This window comes from Neisseria sp. HMSC31F04 (genome assembly GCF_001807735.1).
GTDB lineage: Bacteria > Pseudomonadota > Gammaproteobacteria > Burkholderiales > Neisseriaceae > Neisseria > Neisseria elongata.
Genome location: NZ_KV790793.1, coordinates 57,848 through 79,462, shown reverse-complemented (window position 1 = coordinate 79,462; position 21,615 = coordinate 57,848). Strand labels below are relative to the sequence as shown.

General features: G+C 55.0%; 23 protein-coding genes and 1 pseudogene. 17 read left to right on the top strand and 7 right to left on the bottom strand.

Features of this window, described 5'->3' with window-relative positions:
• Positions 1-49 precede the first annotated feature (49 nt).
• From ccoP to ccoN, 4 genes are read right to left on the bottom strand one after another with little or no spacing between them, the layout of a single operon-like run.
• Positions 50-1,459, bottom strand: coding sequence for a cytochrome-c oxidase, cbb3-type subunit III (ccoP, locus tag HMPREF3107_RS04775; protein ID WP_070454021.1), 1,410 nt, complete (start codon positions 1,457-1,459; stop codon positions 50-52).
• Positions 1,460-1,482: 23 nt separating this feature from the next.
• The gene (locus HMPREF3107_RS04770; protein ID WP_003772978.1) at positions 1,483-1,662 is read right to left on the bottom strand and encodes a cbb3-type cytochrome oxidase subunit 3; all 180 of its coding nucleotides are present in this window, start codon (positions 1,660-1,662) and stop codon (positions 1,483-1,485) included.
• Between the two features lie 4 nt (positions 1,663-1,666).
• Positions 1,667-2,278 carry a cytochrome-c oxidase, cbb3-type subunit II gene (gene ccoO / locus HMPREF3107_RS04765; RefSeq protein WP_070454019.1) on the bottom strand — a complete coding sequence of 204 codons (612 nt, stop codon included), beginning with the start codon at positions 2,276-2,278 and terminating at the stop codon, positions 1,667-1,669.
• 21 nt (positions 2,279-2,299) lie between these two features.
• Positions 2,300-3,733 (bottom strand): cytochrome-c oxidase, cbb3-type subunit I, encoded by a 1,434-nt coding sequence (gene ccoN / locus HMPREF3107_RS04760; RefSeq protein WP_197712560.1) that lies wholly within the window; start codon positions 3,731-3,733, stop codon positions 2,300-2,302.
• Between the two features lie 342 nt (positions 3,734-4,075).
• Between ccoN and HMPREF3107_RS04755 the strand changes: the two genes are divergently transcribed.
• The 9 genes from HMPREF3107_RS04755 (at position 4,076) to HMPREF3107_RS04715 (ending at position 12,536) form a co-directional block, all read left to right on the top strand.
• Complete coding sequence (locus HMPREF3107_RS04755) at positions 4,076-5,839, top strand: M61 family metallopeptidase (protein WP_070454017.1); 1,764 nt, start codon at positions 4,076-4,078, stop codon at positions 5,837-5,839.
• 64 nt (positions 5,840-5,903) lie between these two features.
• Positions 5,904-6,596: a hypothetical protein gene (locus tag HMPREF3107_RS04750; RefSeq protein ID WP_070454015.1), complete on the top strand. Its 693-nt coding sequence runs from the start codon at positions 5,904-5,906 to the stop codon at positions 6,594-6,596.
• Positions 6,597-6,628: 32 nt separating this feature from the next.
• Positions 6,629-7,069, top strand: a complete 441-nt coding sequence (locus HMPREF3107_RS04745) for a TIGR01244 family sulfur transferase (RefSeq protein WP_070454012.1) — start codon at positions 6,629-6,631, stop codon at positions 7,067-7,069.
• A gap of 117 nt (positions 7,070-7,186) precedes the next feature.
• On the top strand, positions 7,187-8,203 hold the full coding sequence (galE, locus tag HMPREF3107_RS04740; RefSeq protein WP_070454010.1) for a UDP-glucose 4-epimerase GalE: 1,017 nt from the start codon (positions 7,187-7,189) through the stop codon (positions 8,201-8,203).
• 62 nt (positions 8,204-8,265) lie between these two features.
• The gene (gene kdsA / locus HMPREF3107_RS04735) at positions 8,266-9,108 is read left to right on the top strand and encodes a 3-deoxy-8-phosphooctulonate synthase (RefSeq protein ID WP_070454008.1); all 843 of its coding nucleotides are present in this window, start codon (positions 8,266-8,268) and stop codon (positions 9,106-9,108) included.
• 161 nt (positions 9,109-9,269) lie between these two features.
• On the top strand, positions 9,270-10,694 hold the full coding sequence (locus tag HMPREF3107_RS04730) for a tetratricopeptide repeat protein (protein ID WP_070454006.1): 1,425 nt from the start codon (positions 9,270-9,272) through the stop codon (positions 10,692-10,694).
• A gap of 109 nt (positions 10,695-10,803) precedes the next feature.
• Positions 10,804-11,337, top strand: coding sequence for an isochorismatase family protein (locus HMPREF3107_RS04725; protein WP_141742833.1), 534 nt, complete (start codon positions 10,804-10,806; stop codon positions 11,335-11,337).
• An 11-nt stretch (positions 11,338-11,348) separates the two neighbouring features.
• On the top strand, positions 11,349-11,852 hold the full coding sequence (locus HMPREF3107_RS04720) for a GNAT family N-acetyltransferase (protein WP_070454001.1): 504 nt from the start codon (positions 11,349-11,351) through the stop codon (positions 11,850-11,852).
• A 120-nt stretch (positions 11,853-11,972) separates the two neighbouring features.
• Entirely contained in the window at positions 11,973-12,536 is a 564-nt protein-coding gene (locus tag HMPREF3107_RS04715; protein WP_070453999.1) for an L-threonylcarbamoyladenylate synthase, read from the top strand.
• A 458-nt stretch (positions 12,537-12,994) separates the two neighbouring features.
• Here the strand turns inward: HMPREF3107_RS04715 and gluQRS are convergent, their stop codons facing one another.
• A complete protein-coding gene (gene gluQRS, locus HMPREF3107_RS04705; RefSeq protein WP_070454093.1) occupies positions 12,995-13,909 on the bottom strand; it encodes a tRNA glutamyl-Q(34) synthetase GluQRS in 915 nt (304 codons plus the stop codon).
• Positions 13,910-14,005: 96 nt separating this feature from the next.
• Here gluQRS and HMPREF3107_RS12315 point away from each other — a divergent pair.
• Positions 14,006-14,113 (top strand): annotated as a pseudogene (locus HMPREF3107_RS12315) (IS5/IS1182 family transposase); the annotation flags it as partial.
• A 483-nt stretch (positions 14,114-14,596) separates the two neighbouring features.
• On the opposite strand, the gene HMPREF3107_RS04700 reads toward HMPREF3107_RS12315, so the two are convergent.
• Together HMPREF3107_RS04700 and HMPREF3107_RS04695 are read right to left on the bottom strand one after the other, a co-directional pair.
• The gene (locus HMPREF3107_RS04700) at positions 14,597-15,283 is read right to left on the bottom strand and encodes a pseudouridine synthase (RefSeq protein WP_070453995.1); all 687 of its coding nucleotides are present in this window, start codon (positions 15,281-15,283) and stop codon (positions 14,597-14,599) included.
• Positions 15,284-15,413: 130 nt separating this feature from the next.
• Positions 15,414-15,893: an NGO0322 family iron-responsive protein gene (locus HMPREF3107_RS04695; protein ID WP_049251746.1), complete on the bottom strand. Its 480-nt coding sequence runs from the start codon at positions 15,891-15,893 to the stop codon at positions 15,414-15,416.
• Between the two features lie 280 nt (positions 15,894-16,173).
• On the opposite strand from HMPREF3107_RS04695, the gene dnaQ reads away from it, so the two are divergent.
• From dnaQ to HMPREF3107_RS04660, 7 genes are all read left to right on the top strand, one after another.
• Positions 16,174-16,908, top strand: coding sequence for a DNA polymerase III subunit epsilon (gene dnaQ, locus HMPREF3107_RS04690; RefSeq protein WP_070453993.1), 735 nt, complete (start codon positions 16,174-16,176; stop codon positions 16,906-16,908).
• Positions 16,905-17,594 (top strand): 2-C-methyl-D-erythritol 4-phosphate cytidylyltransferase, encoded by a 690-nt coding sequence (ispD, locus tag HMPREF3107_RS04685; RefSeq protein WP_070453991.1) that lies wholly within the window; start codon positions 16,905-16,907, stop codon positions 17,592-17,594. The genes dnaQ and ispD overlap by 4 nt, the downstream gene beginning before the upstream one ends.
• A gap of 30 nt (positions 17,595-17,624) precedes the next feature.
• On the top strand, positions 17,625-18,131 hold the full coding sequence (locus tag HMPREF3107_RS04680; protein ID WP_070453990.1) for a hypothetical protein: 507 nt from the start codon (positions 17,625-17,627) through the stop codon (positions 18,129-18,131).
• 59 nt (positions 18,132-18,190) lie between these two features.
• Positions 18,191-18,541 carry a hypothetical protein gene (locus HMPREF3107_RS04675; protein ID WP_168160515.1) on the top strand — a complete coding sequence of 117 codons (351 nt, stop codon included), beginning with the start codon at positions 18,191-18,193 and terminating at the stop codon, positions 18,539-18,541.
• A gap of 54 nt (positions 18,542-18,595) precedes the next feature.
• The gene (ispF, locus tag HMPREF3107_RS04670) at positions 18,596-19,108 is read left to right on the top strand and encodes a 2-C-methyl-D-erythritol 2,4-cyclodiphosphate synthase (protein ID WP_070453985.1); all 513 of its coding nucleotides are present in this window, start codon (positions 18,596-18,598) and stop codon (positions 19,106-19,108) included.
• Positions 19,109-19,112: 4 nt separating this feature from the next.
• Entirely contained in the window at positions 19,113-20,069 is a 957-nt protein-coding gene (locus HMPREF3107_RS04665) for a YheT family hydrolase (RefSeq protein ID WP_070453983.1), read from the top strand.
• Positions 20,070-20,166: 97 nt separating this feature from the next.
• Complete coding sequence (locus tag HMPREF3107_RS04660; protein WP_083284617.1) at positions 20,167-21,441, top strand: FAD-binding domain-containing protein; 1,275 nt, start codon at positions 20,167-20,169, stop codon at positions 21,439-21,441.
• Positions 21,442-21,615 lie beyond the last annotated feature (174 nt).

Here is a 21,615-nt window from a genome sequence, read left to right as displayed (position 1 = left end):
AAATAAAGGGAATACCCGATTAGGTATTCCCTTTTGTTGTGCAGCCTTATCAGAATTTACCACCGGATTCATTCACCATATAGATAACGGCAGCTTTTACCTCATCATCGCTCAATTCGGTATTTCCGCCTTTGGCCGGCATCATGCCTTTATCTTGGAAACCTTCGAGAGCATGCTTAAACAAGGTATCTTTGCCTTTTTTGATGCGCGGAGCCCATTCGTCTTTATGAGTCAGACGCGGCGTATTCGGAATGGCCGAATTGGCACCGTGACAACCAAAGCACAATCCGTCAAACACTTTCTTACCGTCTGCCGCTGCAGCAGGTGCCGCCTCGGCGAGTTTGCCTGAAGCAGCCTCAGCCGGTTTGTCGGCAACAGGTGCAGAAGCAGCAGTTGTACTTTCAGACACAGCTTTGGCTGCAGCTTCGGCATCTGCTTTTTTCTTCTCGGCTGTTGCGGCTTCGGCAGCCGCCGCAGCTTTCGCGCCTAATACATTTTCGGTATCGGTTTTCTGCGCCTTGCCGTCTTTATGCGACAAACCCCAAACATAAGCGGTCAAAAGATGGATTTTGTCTTTATCCAAGAAGCCTTCCCAGGCCGGCATTTGATTATGGCGGCCATTGGTAATGGTTTCAATAATGGCTTTTTGAGTACCACCCCACAACCATACGTCGTCAGTCAGATTCGGGCCGGAACCACGAATACCTTGGCCTTTGTCGCCATGGCAGGCAAAGCAGTTTGCAGGCGGGCCGTTAAACAGTTCTTTACCGCGTTCTGCACGAACTGCATCATATTGTTCCGCAGGTTTGGACAACGACATGACATAGTGTGCAACATCCTTAACACGCTCTTCACCCAATTTCGGACCCCATGAATCCATTACACCAGTACGGCCTTTAACAATGGTCTCATGAATTTTTTCCGGAGTACCGCCAAATAACCAATCGGAATCGGTCAAATTCGGGAAACCGCGCGCACCTTTGGCATCTGAGCCGTGACACTGAATACAGTAAGTATCAAACAGGTTTTTACCTATTTTTTGTGCTGCAGGATCTTTTGCAACTTGTTCAACCGGCATTTTGGCATATTTGTCGTAAAGCGGTTTGTAGCTCTGCTCGGCTTGCGCCACTTCTTCGTGGTATTGCTCGATACTGGTCCATTTTTTACCGCCGAATCCGATACCGCCAAAATCGCCTAAGCCGGGATATAACACTAAATAGCCGATACCGAACAGCCAAGTCCCGATGTAAAGGAAGAACCACCAGCGCGGCATGGGGTTGTTGTATTCTTCAATACCATCCCAGTTATGGCCTGTGGTATCGACATCCTCTCCTTTTTTAGGCGGTTTGACCTTGTTTTGTGAAAGCAAAAGCCATATCAGGCCGATAAAGCTCAATACGACTATGCCGATAATGTAATAGTTCCAGAAATCACTGGTGAAATGTGAAGTTGTGTTCATTATTTTAGCTCCGTGGCCACGGTTTATCGGGCGGCACCGTTATTATCGTTATCATCATGTGCAGTATCGTCATCTTCAATGATGCTGCGGGATGCTTCATCGTAATTCGATTTGTTTCGTTTGTTCATCACGATATACAGCACCAACATGAAGCAGATAAACACTAATACTGTAAACAGACTGCGCGCCCAATTAACGTCCATGATGTTACCTTACGTTTTTCAACGCCAAGCCCAATCCTTGCAGATAAGCGATTACCGCATCCAATTCGGATTTATCTTTCAGCATTTCCGGTGCTTTGGCGATTTCTTCATCAGTGTAGGGAGTACCGAGAGTTTGCAGCCCTTTCATGTGCGCCACGATTTGGTCAGGATTAACCTTGTTGCGCGCCAGCCATGGGAAGGCAGGCATATTGGACTCAGGTACGACATCACGAGGATTGAGCAAATGGATGCGATGCCATTCGTCGGAATAGCGGCCGCCTACACGTGCCAAATCAGGTCCTGTACGTTTGGAACCCCATTGGAACGGACGGTCATAAACCGATTCACCGGCAACGGAGTAATGACCGTAACGCTCGGTCTCTGCGCGGAAAGGACGAATCATTTGCGAGTGACAGTTGTAACAACCTTCACGCACATAGATATCACGTCCCGCCACCTGCAGCGCATTGTAGGGCTTTACTCCCTTAATCGGTTGAGTAACAGCAGGTGAGAAAAACAGAGGTACGACTTCGATCAGCAAACCCACGCTAACCACCAGCAGGGTAAATACGATAAGTATGCCTACTTTTTCTTCGACTAATTGTTGTAATTTCATTTTGGTAGCCCGTCTTTTTGTTTAGTGATGTTGCGCTTCAGATATGGCGGGAATTTCAGCTTCAACCGGTTTACCGTTGGCAATAGTACGGTAAGTGTTGTAAGCCATAATAAGCATACCGCTCAAATATAACAGGCCGCCTGAAAAACGAATTGCATAATACAGTTTGCTTTCCTTCACACTTTCAACGAAAGAGTAAGTCAATGTACCGTCGGGATTCATTTCACGCCACATCAGACCTTGCATCACACCTGCGATCCACATGGAGGCGATATACAGAACCACACCGATGGTCGCGATCCAAAAATGGGCATCAATCAATTTAGTACTATACATTTCTTTTTGACCGAACAATCGTGGAATCATATAGTAAATCGAACCGATGGTTACAAAACCTACCCAACCCAACGCACCGGCATGCACATGGCCGACAGTCCAATCAGTATAGTGGCTCAAAGCATTGACGGTTTTAATCGACATCATCGGACCTTCAAAGGTAGACATACCGTAGAACGACAAAGATACGATCAAGAATTTCAGAATAGGGTCGGTACGCAATTTATGCCATGCACCGGACAAGGTCATAATACCGTTGATCATGCCGCCCCAAGACGGTGCAAACAGAATCAGAGAAAGCACCATGCCGACAGATTGAGTCCAATCCGGCAAAGCGGTGTAGTGAAGATGGTGAGGACCTGCCCACATATAGGTAAAAATCAAGGCCCAGAAGTGAACGACAGACAAGCGGTAAGAATAAACCGGACGGCCTGCCTGTTTCGGCACATAGTAATACATCATGCCCAAGAAGCCGGCAGTTAAGAAGAAGCCCACGGCATTATGGCCATACCACCACTGAACCATCGCATCAATTGCACCTGCATAAACCGGATACGATTTCATCAACCCGACAGGCAGGCTGAGGTTGTTCACGATATGCAGCAAAGCAACCGCCAAAATAAAGCTGCCATAGAACCAGTTGGCCACATAGATATGTTTGACCTTACGTTTGGCAATTGTTCCGAAGAATACAACCGCGTAGGCCACCCACACCAATGTAATCAAAATATCAATCGGCCACTCCAGCTCGGCATATTCCTTACCTTGAGTGTAACCCAATGGGAAACTGATGGCTGCGGCTAAAATAACAGCCTGCCAACCCCAAAAGGTGAATGCAGCCAGCCAGCCGCCGAACAGGCGTGTATTACAAGTACGCTGCACCACATAATATGAGGTACCAATCAAACCGCAGCCACCAAAGGCGAAAATCACAGCATTGGTGTGCAGCGGACGGATTCGTCCGAAGTGAAACCACGGACCAATCTCAGACAGATTGAGTGAGGGTAAAAACAACTGGGCAGCAGCAATCACGCCGACCAGCATACCCACCACCCCCCAAACTACAGTCATAACGGCGAACTGCCGCACTACTTTGTAGTTATAAGTTTGCGCTTCCATGAAAGTCTCCATTAAACACGGAAAATAAATAGCTGCTTTAGCGGGCATCCGTTGCCGGTTCCCGCGAAAGCCGTTTCCATCAATTTGCTCCGACTGCCGCATCAAACCATTCGACAGCCGTTTTACCGAACGAGCATTGGGAATATCTTGGCAGACTGCCTTTCGGCTGCCATAATGGCGACATCAACCAAAAATATGGACTTTTGTCAAGAAAAATCCATTTTCTTTACACTAAATTCCCATACACTTTACAAGGTTATAGATTTTAACTAATTTATGATTTGACACCAACCAAATAATTCTTAACATTGCTTTATTGCATCAAGCCGATAAATTTTTATCATGATTACCTATACCCTAACTCCCAACCCCAAAGCCCATCAATGGCATATTACCCTTAAATTTCAAAATCCTTCTGACTCTTCAGCCGTTCTCAAACTACCAAACTGGGTACCAGGCAGTTACTTGATTCGCGACTTTTCCCGCCACATCATTACAATGAGTGCAGAATGCGACGGGCAATCTGCCGCCTTATCGCAAACAGCAAAAAACATCTGGCAGACCAGCCCAAAATCCGGACATTGGGTAATCCGATATACCGTCTACGCCTTCGATTTATCGGTTCGCGGCTCATTCTTAGACACCAATCGCGGTTTTTTCGACGGCAGCTGCCTGTTTTTCTCCATAGAAGGCCGCCTGAAAGACACCCACAGCCTAAGCTTCAACGACCTTCCTAAGGAATGGCGCATCGCAACCAGCATGCCGACGACAGGCTCAAATACTTTTCAGACGGCCTCATACCACGACTTAATCGACCACCCTGTCGAACTGGGCAACATCGAATTTCTCGATTTTGAAGCCGGCGGCATCCCACACCGCATCGCCTTAAGCGGCCACTATCCCGATTTCGACCGCGACCGCATCGTGTCAGACATCCGCAAAATCTGCAAAACCGAACTGGCAATGTTCCCCTCCCCTGCCCCGTTCACGACTTACCTCTTTCTGCTCCACGTCGGCGACAACATCTACGGCGGACTTGAACACATTAGCAGCACCGCCCTGCTCGCCGACCGCCACAGTCTGCCGCCGCACGGCATGACCGAAGCCAACGACGCCTACACCCAACTGCTCGGATTGTTCTCACACGAATACTTCCACGCCTGGAACGTCAAATCCATCAAACCCGCCGCCTTCGCCCCCTACGACCTCGACCGCGAAAACTACACCGAGCAACTCTGGGCATTTGAAGGCATCACCTCCTACTACGACGACCTCTCCCTCGCCCGAAGCCGCACCATCTCCCCCGAAGCCTACCTGCGCCTGCTCGCCCAAAGCATCACCCGCGTGCAGCAAACCAAAGGTCGTCTGAAACAAAGTCTTGCCGAATCCAGCTTCACCGCTTGGAACAAATTCTACAAACAAGACGAAAACAGCCCAAACGCCATCGTCAGCTACTACCAAAAAGGCGCACTTGCCGCCCTCTGCCTTGACCTCGCCATCCGCAGCAAAAGCAGCGGGCGACACACCCTCGACAACGTCATGCAGCAACACTACCGCGATTGGCTGGACACTCGGCAAGGCATTCCCGAAAAACAATGGCAAGCCCGTTGCCAAGCGTTTACCGGCCTAGACCTCGAAGACTTTTTTCAGACGACCCTCTACACCACAACAGACCTGCCCCTTACCGAACTCCTCGCCACCATAGGCATCGGGCTGCAATGGCAGGCACAACCGCGCGGACACGGCGGCGCATTCCTGCCCGAACCGCCAACCGAAACGCCTGCCCCCGCCTCCGACTTCGGCGCAAGGTTCAAACAAAACAGCGACCACGCCACCCTGACCCACGTCTTCAACGGCGGCAGCGCAGAAAACGCCGCCCTCTGCCCGCAGGACAAAATCATCGCCATCGACGGCTACGCCTGCACCGACCTTGCCGCACAGTGGGCGCAACTCCCCATCGGCGCCACCGCCTGCCTCCACTACTTCCGCACCGGCATCCTGTACGTCGCCGACATTATCGTCCAAGCTGCCGAAGCCGATACCGCCGTCCTCTACATTACCGACCGAGAATTATTTGAAAACTGGCTTTATAATGACCGAGTCTAATTTTCAGACGGCCTCAAGTGCCAGATTGAGGCCGTCTGAAACATCAACACTGAAAGAAACAACCATGAAAAAAATCCTTGTCAGCATCACCGTCCTGTTACTCAGTTTGCACGCCACAGCCGCCCCCCAATCAGATTCGGCATATAAAGTAGGAAAGGATATCGCCGTCTTCTACAAAAATCCCTCTGCCGAACGTGCTGCTTCTCTAATGGACCAGATTGTCAAAGCCAATATCATGCGCGAAACCACCCTTGCATGGGGCACGCAAGTGCTGCAAAAATATCCCCGAGGCAGCACCATTTGGTGTGACAAAATCCGAACCTACCGAGGCGACGCCCTGACCTTTTCCGCCTACACCCTCGCCCTGACAGGCACGCATCAAGCCAAAACCTGCCTTGACAGCCTGACATTAAATACCGAGCTTAAAAACAACCTCAAAAAAAGCAAAAGCCTCCATCCACTTCAAGAACCCATCATTTCCGCTGCATCACTGGATTTTCATTGGGTAACTTATTTCGCCACCGGCAATCCGAAAGCGATCGAACGTATCGTTGACTACATCATCAAAGCCCAAACAGCTGCCGCCCAACACCCTAACCATGTAGACCTCACCCTTTCCGCTGCCATTTGGTCAACCCGATCCAATATGCAACAAGATACAGCGATTGACGGCATTGTCCGCAAATACATACAAAAACAGTCCGAAGTCAATAAAAAACGATTGGAAAAAGCCCTGTTGGCCCCTCAAGGCAACTAAAATCCATCATCAAACCTAGAAAAGGAAAACCCATGTCTATCCAAAAACTTGCCGACAACCTCTACATCGCCCCGCAACTGACCGAAGCAGACGTACAAGAAGCCGCCAAACTCGGCATCCAAACCGTCATCTGCAACCGTCCCGACGGCGAAGAAGAAAACCAAGTTACGTTCAAACAAGTCGAAAGCTGGCTTGAAGCCGCGTGCATCTGCGAACACCACCATCAGCCCGTCGTTGCGCCCGCCATCAACGCCGCCGATGTCGCCGCTTTCCAAAACCTGCTCAAAAGCGTCCCCCAACCCGTCCTCGCCTACTGCCGCACCGGCACCCGCTGCTCACTGCTCTGGGGCTATCATCAAGTGCAAAACGGCGCAAGCGTCGCCGAAGTCGTCGCTGCCGCACAACAAGCAGGCGTCAATCTGAGCAACTTCGAAGCCCGCCTGCAACAAGCATCCGAGAACGGCCTGAGTTAAACCGGATCAATATCATGAAGGCCGTCTGAAAACTATTTTTCAGACGGCCTTGGTAGTATCATTTACATCAATTCTGCAATTCACTACTCTTAGAGATACATCACGAAGGAACAAATAATGACTATCCTCCTAACCGGCGGAACCGGCTTTATCGGTTCGCACACCGTTATCTCGTTGCTCCAATCCGGCTTTGATGTCGTGATTTTGGACAACCTGAGCAATTCGTCCGTAAAAACCCTGCCGCGTTTGCAGCAGATTACCGGGAAACCCGTGCAGTTCTACCAAGGAGATATCCGCGATCGCGAAATTTTACGGCGGATTTTTGCCGAGCACGACATCGATTCCGTCATTCATTTTGCCGGCCTGAAAGCGGTTGGCGAGAGTGTGTCCGAACCGATCAAGTATTATGACAACAATGTGTCGGGCAGTTTGGTGTTGGTCGAAGAAATGGCAAGGGCGGGCGTATTCAAGATCGTTTTCAGCTCTTCGGCTACGGTATATGGCGATCCGGGAAAAGTCCCTTACACGGAAGACATGAAACCGGGCGACACCACCAATCCCTATGGCACATCCAAGGCGATGGTGGAACGGATTTTGACCGACATTCAAAAAGCCGACCCTCGTTGGAGCGTGATTTTATTGCGTTATTTCAATCCTATCGGTGCACATCAAAGCGGCTTAATCGGCGAGCACCCTAATGGGATTCCGAATAACCTTCTGCCGTATGTCTGCCAAGTGGCCGGCGGGAAACTGCCGTTTCTTTCCGTATTCGGCGATGATTATCCGACTCCTGACGGCACGGGTATGCGCGACTATATTCATGTGGTGGATTTGGCGGAAGGCCATGTTGCCGCAATGAAGGCCAAAGGGCATATTCCCGGCGTACATCTGTTGAATTTGGGATCGGGGCGTGCATATTCGGTGTTGGAAATTGTCCGCGCCTTTGAAGCTGCTTCGGGATTGACCATTCCGTATCAAATCAAGCCGCGCCGCGAAGGCGACTTGGCCTGTGTATATGCCGACCCTGCTTATACCAAACAGCAAACCGGCTGGGAAACCAAACGTGATTTGACCCAAATGATGGAAGATGCCTGGCGTTGGGTGAAAAACAACCCGAATGGTTATGAAGACTAGCATTCAGGCCGTCTGAAAACTTCGCCGAAACATTTTTATCCAATATTTCCTCAGGATTCAACATGACCGTATCCATCAATTCGATTACCGTCGCCAACAATGCCCCGTTCGTCCTATTCGGCGGACTGAATGTATTGGAAGACCTGGATTCCACGCTTTATGCCTGCGAACAATATACCGCAGTTACCGAAAAATTCGGTATCCCGTATGTATTCAAAGCCTCGTTCGACAAGGCCAACCGCTCGTCCGTACACTCCTACCGTGGCGTCGGATTGGATGAAGGCATGAAGATTTTTGCCACCGTCAAACGCGAATTCGGCGTGCCGGTGATTACCGACGTGCACGAACCCTACCAATGCGCGCCGGTGGCGGAAGTATGCGACGTCCTGCAACTGCCCGCCTTCTTGGCACGCCAGACCGATTTGGTGGCGGCGATGGCGGCAACCGGCCGTGTCATCAACATCAAAAAGCCCCAATTCCTCAGCCCTTCGCAAATGAAGAACATCGTGGAAAAATTCAAAGAAGCCGGTAACGACAAACTGATTCTGTGCGAACGCGGCTCGAATTTCGGCTACGACAACCTGGTGGTAGACATGCTCGGTTTCGGCGTTATGAAGAAAAACTGCCCGGGCGTACCGCTGATTTTCGACGTTACCCACTCCCTGCAAACCCGCGATTCCGGCTCTGCCGCTTCCGGCGGACGGCGCGAACAAGTATTGGACTTGGCTTTGGCCGGCATGGCGACGGGATTGGCCGGCCTGTTCCTTGAAGCCCATCCCGACCCGGACCGCGCGAAATGCGACGGCCCCAGCGCACTACCGCTCGCCAAACTGGAAGACTTCCTGCTGCGGGTCAAAGCCGTAGATGACCTGGTCAAATCCTTTCCGACTTTAGAGATTGAATAATAGATAGGGCCGTCTGAAACACATTTTCAGACGGCTTTCATCCACATAACCGTAAGAAATATCCGGCATTATTCAAACAGTCCATTTCTAGCACAAACGGTTATTATCGGCTAGAATCAACAACCTTCTGTTAAAATAAGAAATCCAAACAGACACCGACCATGACAGAAACAGAAAACGCCGACTCCATCTTCCAGCAGGCGCAAAAGCTCCTAACAGCCATGCCGCCTGACTACGCAACCGCGCTTCCCCTGCTCGAACAAGCGGCGGAAGCCGGTCATGCCGAAGCAGCCTTCCAACTCGGCGGCTGCATGCAGTACGGCATGGGCACGGACCCCAACCGAGTTCAGGCTACCTACTGGCTGCGCAAAGCGGCGGAAGGCGGACATACCACGGCACGCTACAACCTCGCCCTACTGCGCGAAGACAACGGCATCAACATCCAATCCGTCCTGCCCGCCTACCTCTCGCTGGCCGAAGAAGGCCATACCGACGCACAAGTCCGTGTCATGCACTACTACGGCGAACAAAAAGACGACCGCGCCCTCTACTGGGCCAAACAAGCGGCACAAAAACACCACCCCCAAGCCCAACTTTTCCTTGCCCAGCACTACCAAAAAGACGGCAGCCTCAACCTGCCCGCCGCCCACCAGCTTTACCAACAGGCCGCCGCACAAGGCATCGTATCCGCCCATTGGCAACTGGCCAACCAATTCCTGCACGGACAAGGTGTCGTCAAAAACCACACCCAGGCACTCTACCACCTACGTATCGCCGCCGATGCCGGCATACCCGCCGCCCAAGCCGAACTGGGCAAGCTCCTGCTGGAAGGACAACACTTGCCTGCCAACCCGGAAGAAGGCATCAAATGGATCAACAAAGCCGCCCGACAGGAAGACGACAATGCCTGCGCCTTTTTGGCCAAACAATACCTCATCGGCACCAACCTGCCGCGCGACTATAAAAAAGCCGCCCTTTTTGCCGCCAAAGCCGCCCGGCACAACCATCCCGACGCACTCTGCCTCTTGGGCGACATCCGCCAATACGGCCTCGGCATCCATACCGACCTGGAAAAAGCGCGCAGCTATTACGAACACGCCGTCAAATACGGCAGCCTCGTTGCCATGCAGCGCCTGCTGATGCTCGATTCCCGCAGCCACGTTGCCAACCCCGCCTACAACCAAGAAGTCCTCGAATTCCAACAATCCGTCGAACGCAACTACCAATCCGGTTTCGCCCTGCACTACGGCATAGGCGTACCGCAAGACTTTGAAAGCGCGTTCGCCTACTACTCGCTGGCCGCCCGCAACGGCCACCCCAAAGCACAAACCAACCTCGGCATGATGTACTACAACGGCGAAGGCATAGAGGCCGACCCCAAACAAGCCGCCCGCTGGTTTACCCAAGCCGCCACCCAAGGCGACACCACCGCCCAATACAACCTCGCCTGCCTGCACTACTCCGGCACCGGCGTACCGCAAGACACAGCCGTCGCCTGCAAATGGCTGCAAACCGCCATCGACAGCGGCCACGAACACCCCGAACAACTGCGCGAACTCATCCACCAATGGCGCGAAAACCCCTAAACACAAATCAGGCCGTCTGAAACCTTTTCAGACGGCCTGATTTACCGTATAACCGCCCAAACCGATTAAAAATCCGCCCTCAACCCTAAAAAAGGAAACCGCCATGACACTGCGTACCGACAACACCGCCTGCCTCATCGTCGACATCCAAGAACGCCTGACCCCGGCCCTGCACGAAGCCGAACGCTTCACCGCCGCCTGCACACTCCTCATCCAAGGACTGCACGCCCTCGGCATCCCCATGATGGCGACCGAACAATACCCCCAAGGCCTCGGCACCACCCTGCCGGAAATCAAAAGCCTGCTGCCGGACACCCCCTTCGTCGAAAAAACCCGCTTCTCCGCCGTCCTGCCCGAAACCGAAGACTTCATCCGCCGGCACAACGCACAAAACATCGTCCTCATCGGCGCGGAAACCCACATCTGCATGCTGCAAACCGCACTTGACCTGCGCGCGCAAGGACTGAACGTCTACATCCCCGCCGAATGCGCCGCCTCGCGCAACCCCGCCAACAAAACCAACGGCCTCGAACAAATGCGCGCGGCAGGTGTAACCGTCGGCAACGGCGAAAGCCTCCTCTTTGCCCTCCTCCGCGATGCCAAACACCCGGCGTTCAAAACCATCTCCAAACTCGTCCGATAGGCCGTCTGAAAATGAACGGCTACCGCATCACCGAAGCACGGCAAGACGACCTGTCCGCCATCGTAGACATCTACAACAGCACCATAGACAGTCGCCTTGCCACTGCCGACCTCAGCCCGGCCACCGTCGAAAGCCGCCAAAGCTGGCTCGATGCCCACGGCGGCAACCGCCCGCTCTACGTCCTGAAAAACCAAGAAGGCGAACTCCTCGCCTGGGGCGGCTTCAGCGACTACTACCCGCGCGAAGCCTACAGCATCACCGCCGAAATCAGCATCTACGTCCGCCACGACATGCGCGGAGTCGGCGTCGGTAAAATACTCGTCCGCTACATACTGGAAAAAGCCCCCTCCTTAGGCATCAAAAACATCATCGCCGCCATCTTCGGCCACAACCACGCCAGCATCCGCCTGTTCCACACCTTCGGTTTCCAAGAATGGGGGCGGCTGCCGCAAGTCTGCGACCTCGAAACCATGCAGGTCGACATCATCCTTTTGGGTAAAAAAACCATCAACTAAACCACAGGCCGTCTGAAAGCGCAGCCCCGACAACATAAAACCACACCTTCAGACGGCCTCCCATTCGGCAAACCCGCCGACAAAGCGTACAATTACCCGTTTTCCACCACCCGTCCCGCCATGCAACACATCCTCTCCGCCATCGCCGCAGGCCGTCTGAAAAACCACCTCAAACGCGGCGGCCTCATCGCCTACCCCACCGAATCCTGCTACGGGCTCGGCTGCCTGCCGACGCACACGAAGGCACTGAAAAAACTCATCCGCCTCAAACGCCGCCCCCAACACAAAGGCATGATCGTCATCGGCGACACACTCGACCGCCTCCGTCCCCTTTTGCAACCCCTCGATGAAACCGACCGCCGCCTGCTCGAAAGCCAATGGCCGGCACGCAAAACCTTCCTCCTGCCCGCCGCCGACCGCATTCCCGCCCTGCTGCGCGGCCGCAACCGCCGCAAACTCGCCGTCCGCGTCCCCAACCACCCCGGCGCACGCAGCCTCTGCCGCCTGCTCGGCCAACCGCTGGTCTCCACCTCCTGCAACAAAGCCGGCAAACGCTCCTGCCGCAACCAACGAGAAGCCCGCCGCCAATTCGGTCGCCACGCCCTCATCATCGGTGGCCGCTGCGGCGGCGCAAAAAAGCCCAGCCTGATTATCGACTGGGAAAACGGCAGACAACTGCGCTGATCCGCCTGAAAACAACCCGCTTGAACCGATAAAAAATGAGCTTCACTACCGAAATTAAAAAGCCATCCGCCTTCTTAAACGAACAGGGCTTTTAACCGTACCGCAAAACATACGCGGCATGCGTTCATGGGTCAAAGAACCGGACGGTGAGAATTTGGTTTACCTGTACATTTGTGTCAAACAACACGGCAAGGGAACCAGCCCTGCGCGAAATGCGCGTACTCCAAGCATTCCATTAATTACGGCAAGCAGAGGATTTTTCCGAATTATGCCGAATCGGCAGAAAAATATCTAAAGCCTTATGCCGATGAAATCATTATGGAATATATCGACAGCTACACATCCGGCCTCAGCATGATTTTGGCCACATACAGCGCATTCCGATAACGGGTACGATTCCATGATGAAGGCCGTCTGAAAACGCAGTCCGGGTTTTCAAAACCGTTAAAACATTGTTTTCAGACGGCCTCATCCGTTTCCGCGCCTTCCGTGCACACCGCCCCGCCCGGCACCTTGTCCAGCCGCCAATTTGCCACCGCCCAATCCAACAAATCCTTCGGCTTGTCCACATCGGGAGCGGGCGGCAGGTTCAGATAAGACGACACCTGCCGCAGCAAAGCCTCGCGGCGCGACAAATCCAGCGCGGGCGCAAGCGTCTGCTTCGACCACTTCTGCCCGTGGCGGTTCACCAGCAGCGGCAAATGGGCATACTGCGGCGTCGGCACGTTCAAGCAATGCTGCAACCAAATCTGGCGCGGCGTGGAAACCAGTAAATCCTGCCCGCGCACCACATGCGTTACACCCTGCGCCGCATCGTCGGCCACCACCGCCAGCTGATACGCCCAAAAACCGTCGGCACGCAGCAACACGAAATCGCCGATGTCCCGCGCCAAATCCTGCGCGTAACGCTCCACCACCGCATCGTCAAATGCCACTTCCCCCTCCGGCACGCGCAAACGCCAGGCGGGCGGGCGGCCGCTTTCAGACGGCCTCAAAACCGGATTGCGGCAGCGGCCGTTGTAAACGAACCCGTCCGCACCCTGCCGTGCCGCACCCTGCCATTCGCGGCGGCTGCAATAACACGGATACACCAGCCCTGCCGCTTTCAGACGGCCCAAAGCCTCCGCATACACATCATAGCGGCGGCTTTGATATTCCACCGTGCCGTCCCACTCGAAACCGAACGCCTCCAGCGTGCGCAAAATATCGTCTGCCGCCCCCGGCATCTCGCGCGGCGGATCCAAATCCTCCATCCGCAGCAGCCACCGCCCGCCGGCGGCACGCGCATCGGCATACGAAGCCAGTGCGGTCAGCAGCGAACCGATGTGCAGCCGCCCGGTCGGGCTGGGCGCAAAACGTCCGATATAGTTCATATCCATCAACACTTCATGCTCAAGTTTCGCCGATCGGCATACCGACTCAAAACCAGGTTTCATCTTTGAAAAACAAAGCAGCCATTCCCATACGCCCGATATAACGGATTAAATTTAAATCAGAACAAGGCGACGAAGCCGCAGACATTACAAATAGTAAGGCAAGGAGGGGCAACGCTGTACCGGTTTAAATTTAATCCACTATAAAAACCGTACCGCTACCATGCCTTGGCCGGACAGCCGACGATAATTTCCAATAAATTGGGCAATCCTATACCTTTATTTTAATCCGTATGCGCCGCCTAAATCAGGATTTGAAAACCTATGCGCGCCAATTTGCAAACCCTGCGTCATTGCTTTTTTAACCGCTTTAAGCGGGAAAAGGCCGTCTGAAAACCTGATTGACGGTTTTCAGACGGCCTCACATTTCAAATCTCGGCTCAAAGTCAAAAGCCGCCATCAATACCCTTTTAGCGGACGCGGAAACATCCGGGCAAAAAAATACCATCTATACCAAGGGGAAAGTATAGATGGCCAAACACATTACGGGAAAACGTCTTACTCACATGTTTGCTAGAAAGCAAACGTCTGTCAGACGGGGTAAATAGTAATCAACTCCCGTTGTCTTCCGTATAAAAAATAAACAGACGGTTGATAAATAAAATAAACGGCATTCTTCAAGTCGATTTATTTTATTGTAATAAATTGCCATTCGCCGGGTGCAAGATGCTCGGCAGACCATTCGCCGAATTTCAAGCGGTGCAGCGTTTCCACGCGGTTTCCAGCGGCCGCGACCATGCGTTTGACCTGGTGGTATTTTCCTTCGGTAATCGTCAGCAGCAATGTGTGCGGATTTTCCAGCACCGCTTCGGCAGCCTGCACGGTTTCATCGTCATCATGGAGCAACACGCCGTTTTTCAGGCTTTGGCAGAAAGTTTCGTCGGCGGGATGTTTCAAGCCGGCGCGGTAGAGCTTGGCCGCTTTGTATTTGGGCGAGGTCATGCGGTGGTTGAACTGGCCGTCGTTCGTAATCAGCAAAACGCCGGTGGTGTCGGCATCCAAGCGTCCGACGGCCTGCATGTCGATGTTGCGCATGTGGTCGGGAAACAGGCTGAACACGCTCGGATAATCACGCGGTTTGTGCGAAGTTTCGTAATCGGCAGGTTTGTTCAATACGATATAAAAGTAAGGCTGTGGAACGGCTTGAACGGCTTCGCCATCGATGTGCAAGGTGCGGACTTCCGCAGGATCGATTTCGCTTTTGCCGTCGTTGAGGATTTCGCCGTTGACGGCAACGCAGTCGTTATCAATCAGCCATTGGCATTGTTTGCGGCTGCCCAATCCTTGGGCTTGCAGATATTTGAGCAGTTGCATGGTTTATCGCGTGATGTTTTCAGACGGCCTCAATTATGCCAAAGAAGGCCGTCTGAAAAAAGGCGGCAAAAAAATCGCCCCTGTTACCAGGGGCGCAAAAGGAACACAAACCACTACCAAAACTTTTACATTATCCCGAAGCCGGACAGACGCGTTCTGCCGCAGGATATAAGGCGCGTTGCAGGAGTTGCGGGGACAACGCGGAATCAAATTTGTCGCTGATACTTAATCTGCCTTGCTCGGGACAAAGCTCCAACAGGCGGCAGTTGCAATCGATGCCTTCTGCCTCCCGACACCTCCGCCGCAGGGCGGCACAGGCATCCCGGTAAACACATTCTTTGCAGGAAACTTCCCGCGTTCGGCCTATCCAGCTCAATCGGATGTCGGCCTCTTCGTCTTCAATCAGCACAATGCCGTTTTGCTTGTTCAGCGCGGGGCATTGCTCGGGTACGGCAAAATAATAATGACCGTCCACATGGGCATATACGCTGCAGAAAACGGCCGGTTCGGCACCATCCTCCGCCTGGGGCACGGCCAACCAAGAAGAAAAGGTTTGGCGGTGCAGCTGTAAAATATCCAGGGCAAAGAGTTTGAACATCGTTTCGGACATTTCCACCTCCTTGCTGCGTTGTTGTCTGCTTTCGATGTGGCGTATATTAGCCGAACTTTTTTGAAAAATCAAACGATAATTATTAGCAATAAGGAATTTATAGCTATCAGATTGAAATTAAAAGAAATAAATTTCAAAAAAATTTATTCGGAATATAAAACCGTTTTAATTCCTTAAAAACCGCGCTTTCAGACGGCCTCTAACTATGCGTGCAGCCAAAACGGCGGCCATAGGTTAAAATGGCGGGCTGCCCGATTGGAACCAACGAAAGGATTGAAACATGGCGCGGGAAAGACAGATTATTTTGGATACGGAGACCACGGGCCTTTATGCCGACCGGGGCGACCGGATGCTGGAATTTGCCGGCATCGAAATGAAAAAACGCCAGCTGACCATGAACAACCTGCACCTCTACATCCATCCCGACCGCGACATCCCCGAAGAAGCGGCGGCGGTGCACGGCATCACGCTCGAACAGCTTGAAGAACGCAACGCGCCGAAATTCGAGCAGGTCGGCCAGCAAATCGCCGACTTCCTGCGCGGGGCGGAACTGATTATCCACAACGCCCGCTTCGACGTCGGCTTCCTCAATATGGAATTTGCCCGCATGGGGCTGCCGAGCATCGAAGAACTCGATTGCGAAATAACCGACACCCTGGCCATGGCGCGGGAAAAATTTCCCGGACAAAAAGCCAGCCTGGATGCATTGTGCAGCCGCCTCGACGTAGACCGCAGCAAGCGCGTCCTGCACGGCGCGCTCATCGACTGCGAACTGCTGGCCGAAGTCTATCTGGCGATGACGCGCGAACAATTCGACCTCGTCGGGGCGGAAGAAACGGCTGCCGCCGCGCAGTCCGCCGATACGGGCATAGCCGTTCAGACGGCCGGCGGCGGCCTGAAAATCCTGCGTGCCGATGCCGAAGAAACCGCCGCCCACCTCGAATATCTGGCCGAACTCGACAAAGCATCCGGCGGGCAATGCCTCTGGACTGCGGAAAAAACGGAGCAGGCATGAAACGCCGCAACATCGCCCTGATTCCCGCCGCCGGAATTGGCTCGCGTTTCGGCGCGGGCAAACCCAAACAATATGTCGAAATCGGCGGCAAAACCGTTTTGCAACACACTTTGGACATCTTCCTCAACCATCCCCTGATAGACGGCGCGGCAGTAGTATTGTCGCCCGACGACACCCGTTTTCAGACGGCCTGCAACGATGAAAAACTAACCGTGCTGCACTGCGGCGGCGCAACCCGCGCCGAAACCGTCCGCAACGGCATTGCCGCCCTGCTGGAACGCGGCTTGGCCGACGGAACCGACAACGTCCTGGTTCACGATGCCGCCCGCTGCTGCCTGCCGCCCGAAGCCCTGACGCGCCTGATTGAAACGGCGGGCGGAACCGCGCAAGGCGGCATTCTGGCCGTTCCCGTCGCCGACACGCTCAAACGCGCCGACGGCGCAAACCATATCGGCGAAACCGTTTCCCGCAACGGATTGTGGCAGGCGCAAACGCCGCAGCTCTTTCAGACGGCCTTACTGCACCGCGCCCTGTCGGCAGAAGATTTGGACGGCATCACCGACGAAGCGTCGGCGGTGGAAAAACTCGGCGTGCAGCCGCTACTGGTACAAGGCGACACGCGCAATTTGAAGCTGACGCTGCCGCAGGACGAATTTATCGTGAGATTGCTGTTACAGGCCGTCTGAACCTTTAAATAACCATCATCAGGAAATAGAATGTTCAAACCATTGATGTTTTTATTCCTTGTTTTCCAACTTCTTCCGGCCGCCGCCGCACCTGTTGCAGGCGGATGCGCCGTCCCCGTGCGGCAGCTCGACATCGCGGGCATCAAACTCGGCGAACCGGCCGCCGCGCTGCAAAAACGATTTCCCAAAGCCATGCCGCTGTCCAAGGGAAACAGGCATTTTTTGCTTTTCCCGCCCGACAGCGGCGCGGCATTTACACCGGATATCGCAGACATCTTTCTTGAGCACGGGGGCGGCAAAATCACCGGCATTTCTTTAAAATACCGCGATGCCGAAACCGATTGGCCCGTCCTGCTCAAAAACCTACGCACACGTTTCGGATTACCCCGAACCGGCTGGGACGAAGACACATTCTCGGAAACCGCCACCGCCGTTTATTCGTGCCGCGATTACGGCATCGTGATTTCCCCCTTGCCTGACGGTAATGTGCGCGGCGCAGTGCTGAGCGTGCATACAAACCCCGACGGGCGGCCGTAATCAGCCCATTGAGGTAAGAAGCCGTCTGAAAACAAACGGCCAAGAGCGGGAGTATTACCGTGAACAGAAAAATTTTGATGATGAAAGCCGTACTGGCTGCAGCGTCCTGCCTGTTGCTTTTCGCCTTTTACCGCAAAGGGGGAAACGGCAGCCTGTATTATTTTTTAATTGTATCCGCCGTATTTTTCGCGGTAGGCCGTCTGGAAGAATACGGCAACCGGAAAGCCGTTGCCTCCTTCCATGCCCGAAAGGAAGCCGCATACCTTTGGATGGGGCAGAACCTGACGGGCAACCGCATTGCCGATTTGAAGCTGATCAGGAAACAGTTCGCCCTGCCCATGGCGGCGGCGGTCGAAGTTTTGGACGAATACCGCAAAACCGAAGGCCGACAAAGCGGGAAGGCCGTCTGAAACATTATCTGCCGTCCGCCATTTTCAGACGGCCTCACCAATAAGGAACACCAAATGAACATCCGCATCGGACAAGGCTACGATGTCCACCAACTCGTCGAAGGCCGCGATTTGATTCTCGGCGGCGTACACATCCCGTTTGAAAAAGGCCTGCTCGGCCATTCCGATGCCGACGCGCTGTTGCACGCGCTTACCGACGCTTTACTTGGCGCAGCGGGCTTGGGCGACATCGGCAGCCATTTCCCCGATACCGCCGCCGAGTTTAAAGATGCCGACAGCCGCGTATTGTTGCGCGAAGCGTATAGAAGTGTGCAGGCTTTAGGCTGGCGAGTTGTGAACGTGGATACCACCGTCATCGCGCAAAAGCCCAAACTCGCGCCGCACATTCCCTCCATGCGCGCCAACATTGCCGCCGATTTGGGCATTCAGACGGCCTGTGTGAATATCAAAGGCAAAACCAACGAAAAACTCGGCTACCTAGGGCGCATGGAAGCCATCGAAGCGCAGGCGGCGGTATTGCTGATGCGCGACGGCACGCCCGCCCCCGCCGCTTTTCAGACGGCCTGACCCTATGGACAAGCGCAAACTGCCCGCAAACCTGCCGCCCCTGCACAGCCCCCTCTGGCTGCCCGGCGGCCACCTGCAAACCGTGTATGCCAAACTGTTGCAGCGCACCCCTCCGCCCTACCGCCGCGAACTGCTGCCCGACAGCGGCGGCAGCGAACAGGCGGCTTACGACTTCGTCGATGCGGCAGACGCGGAAGCCCCGCTCGTCGTCCTGTTTCACGGCTTGGAAGGCAGCAGCGGCAGCCACTACGCCGTCGAAATGATGCACGCGGTGCGCGAACGCGGCTGGCACGGCGTGGTGGCGCATTTCCGCAGCTGCGGCGGCGTGCCGGCCGAAAAGAAATACCACAGCGGCGACACGCGCGAAATCGCCCACATGCTCGGCCTGCTGGCCGCCCGCTACCGCCGCATCTACGCCGTCGGCATCTCGCTCGGCGGCAACGCGCTGGCAAAATACCTCGGCGAACAAGGACGCGCCGGACAGGCGGCCGTCCCGCAGGCCGCAGCCGCCGTCTCCGCGCCCGTGGACCTTCCCGCCTCGGCTGCCGCACTCGAACACGGCCTGCCGCGCCTGCTCTACACCCGCTATTTTTTAAACAGCCTGCTGCCGAAAGTGCCGCCGCTGCCGGATGTCCGCATCCACACACTGGGCGATTTCGACAACGCCTACACCGCGCCCCTGCACGGCTTCGCCGACAAAGACGACTATTACCGCCGCTCCGCCGCCAAACCCTACCTGCGCGACATCGCCGTACCGACCCTGCTGCTGAACGCGCGTAACGACCCCTTCCTGCCCGCCCGCTTCCTACCGACGGCAAACGACGTTTCCCCGCAAGTCTGCCTGCTCCAACCCGAACAGGGCGGCCATGCGGCCTTCGTTTCAGGCGGCGGCCGCGGCCACCTGCGCTGGATGCCGCAAACCGTACTGCGCTTTTTCGAGCTGGCGTCGGACGGGCATTGAAACGGAACGCCGGCAGATTCGTTTCCGGCCATCCCGCCTTTACAGCCACCTGTCTGCATATTGGACAGTCATTTTCCCCTTTTCAGACGGCCTCCCTATGTCTTCCGAACTCACCCTGCTGCATTTCCACCGCAACCTGCGCCTGCACGACAACGCCGCCCTGCACATTGCAGCAGGCCTCGATCGTCCGACGGTAGGCGCGTTTGTTTTCCCGCCCGACTGCAATCCCCGCCAGCGCGTTTTCCTGCGGCAGACATTGGCCGAATTGCGCGGCGGGCTGGCCGCGCTCGGCATCCCGCTGCACGTTTTTACGGGCGATGCCGCCGATGCGCTGAACGGCCTGCTGGCGCGTTACCCGTTTGCCGCCTTCGTCAGCCCGCTGCCCGTCCGCCGTGCAGCGGACGAACGGCTACCCGCCATATACCGCGCGGACGATGCCCTGCCCGTTTTATCCGTACGGCCCGACGGCCTGCCGCCCAATTTCGCCGCCTACCGCACGGCCTGGCTGCAACAGGCGCGTCAGGCCGAAATACTGCCGCCGCCCGATGCCGCCGCCTGGCAGGCACGGCAAACGCGGCTGCCCGCCGAATGCCGGAACGTGCCGCCCCTGCCCGATGTGCAAGCCGTACCGCTGGCCGCACAAGGCGGGGAAGCGGCGGCACGGCGGCTATGGTCGGACTTTCTGCCGCGCCTGCCCGACTACCCGCTGCACGGCGGTTTCCCGGCCAAAAAAGGCGTATCGCAACTGTCCGCCCACTTTTGCTTCGGCACCTTGTCCGTCAGAGAGGTGTGCCGCGACATCCGCGCAGGCGGACAAGACGGGGCGGCCTGGCTGGACGGATTGGCCCGCCGCGCCTACTGCCGCCGCGCCTTGCCGTTTTCAGACGGCCTGTTGGAATTGACCGCGAAAGGAGGCAGGGCGGCACTGCATTGGCTGCAACCGCCGAAAATGATTCGGGAGACTGACGGGAGCGGCGGCGAAACCTTGATACGCTGGCAGGAGGGGCGGACGGGCGTGCCGATAATCGATGCCGCCATGCGCACCCTCAACGGTGGCGGCAGCCTGCATCCCGCCCTGCGCCGCCTGTGTGCCGACTTCCTCACAGGCCGTCTGAACATCTCGGCGGCGCACGGGGAAGCCTGTTTTGCCGCACGGCTGACCGATTACGAATATGCCGTCAATCACCACAATTGGCAGCAGGCAGGCCGTCTGAACAACCCGTTTGCCGAATCGCTGAACCTCGACCCCGACGGCCGCTTCATCCGCCGCCACCTGCCCGAACTGGCGCACCTGCCCACATCCGCCCTCCACGCCCCGCACCTGGCCGGCAGCGATGTCGAAACCAACGGCTATCCGCCGCCCTGCGTGTAGGTTTAAGCGCACATTGAAAGGCCGTCTGAAAAGCGGAAAACAGTTTTTCAGATGGCCTCAAACATATTGGGCGTCAGGAGCGGGTGGTACGGAATGCGCCAACCCGTTATTCGGAAAGCGGGGCTGCCAGTGAACTGTTTAAAAAATATAGTGGATTAAATTTAAATCAGGACA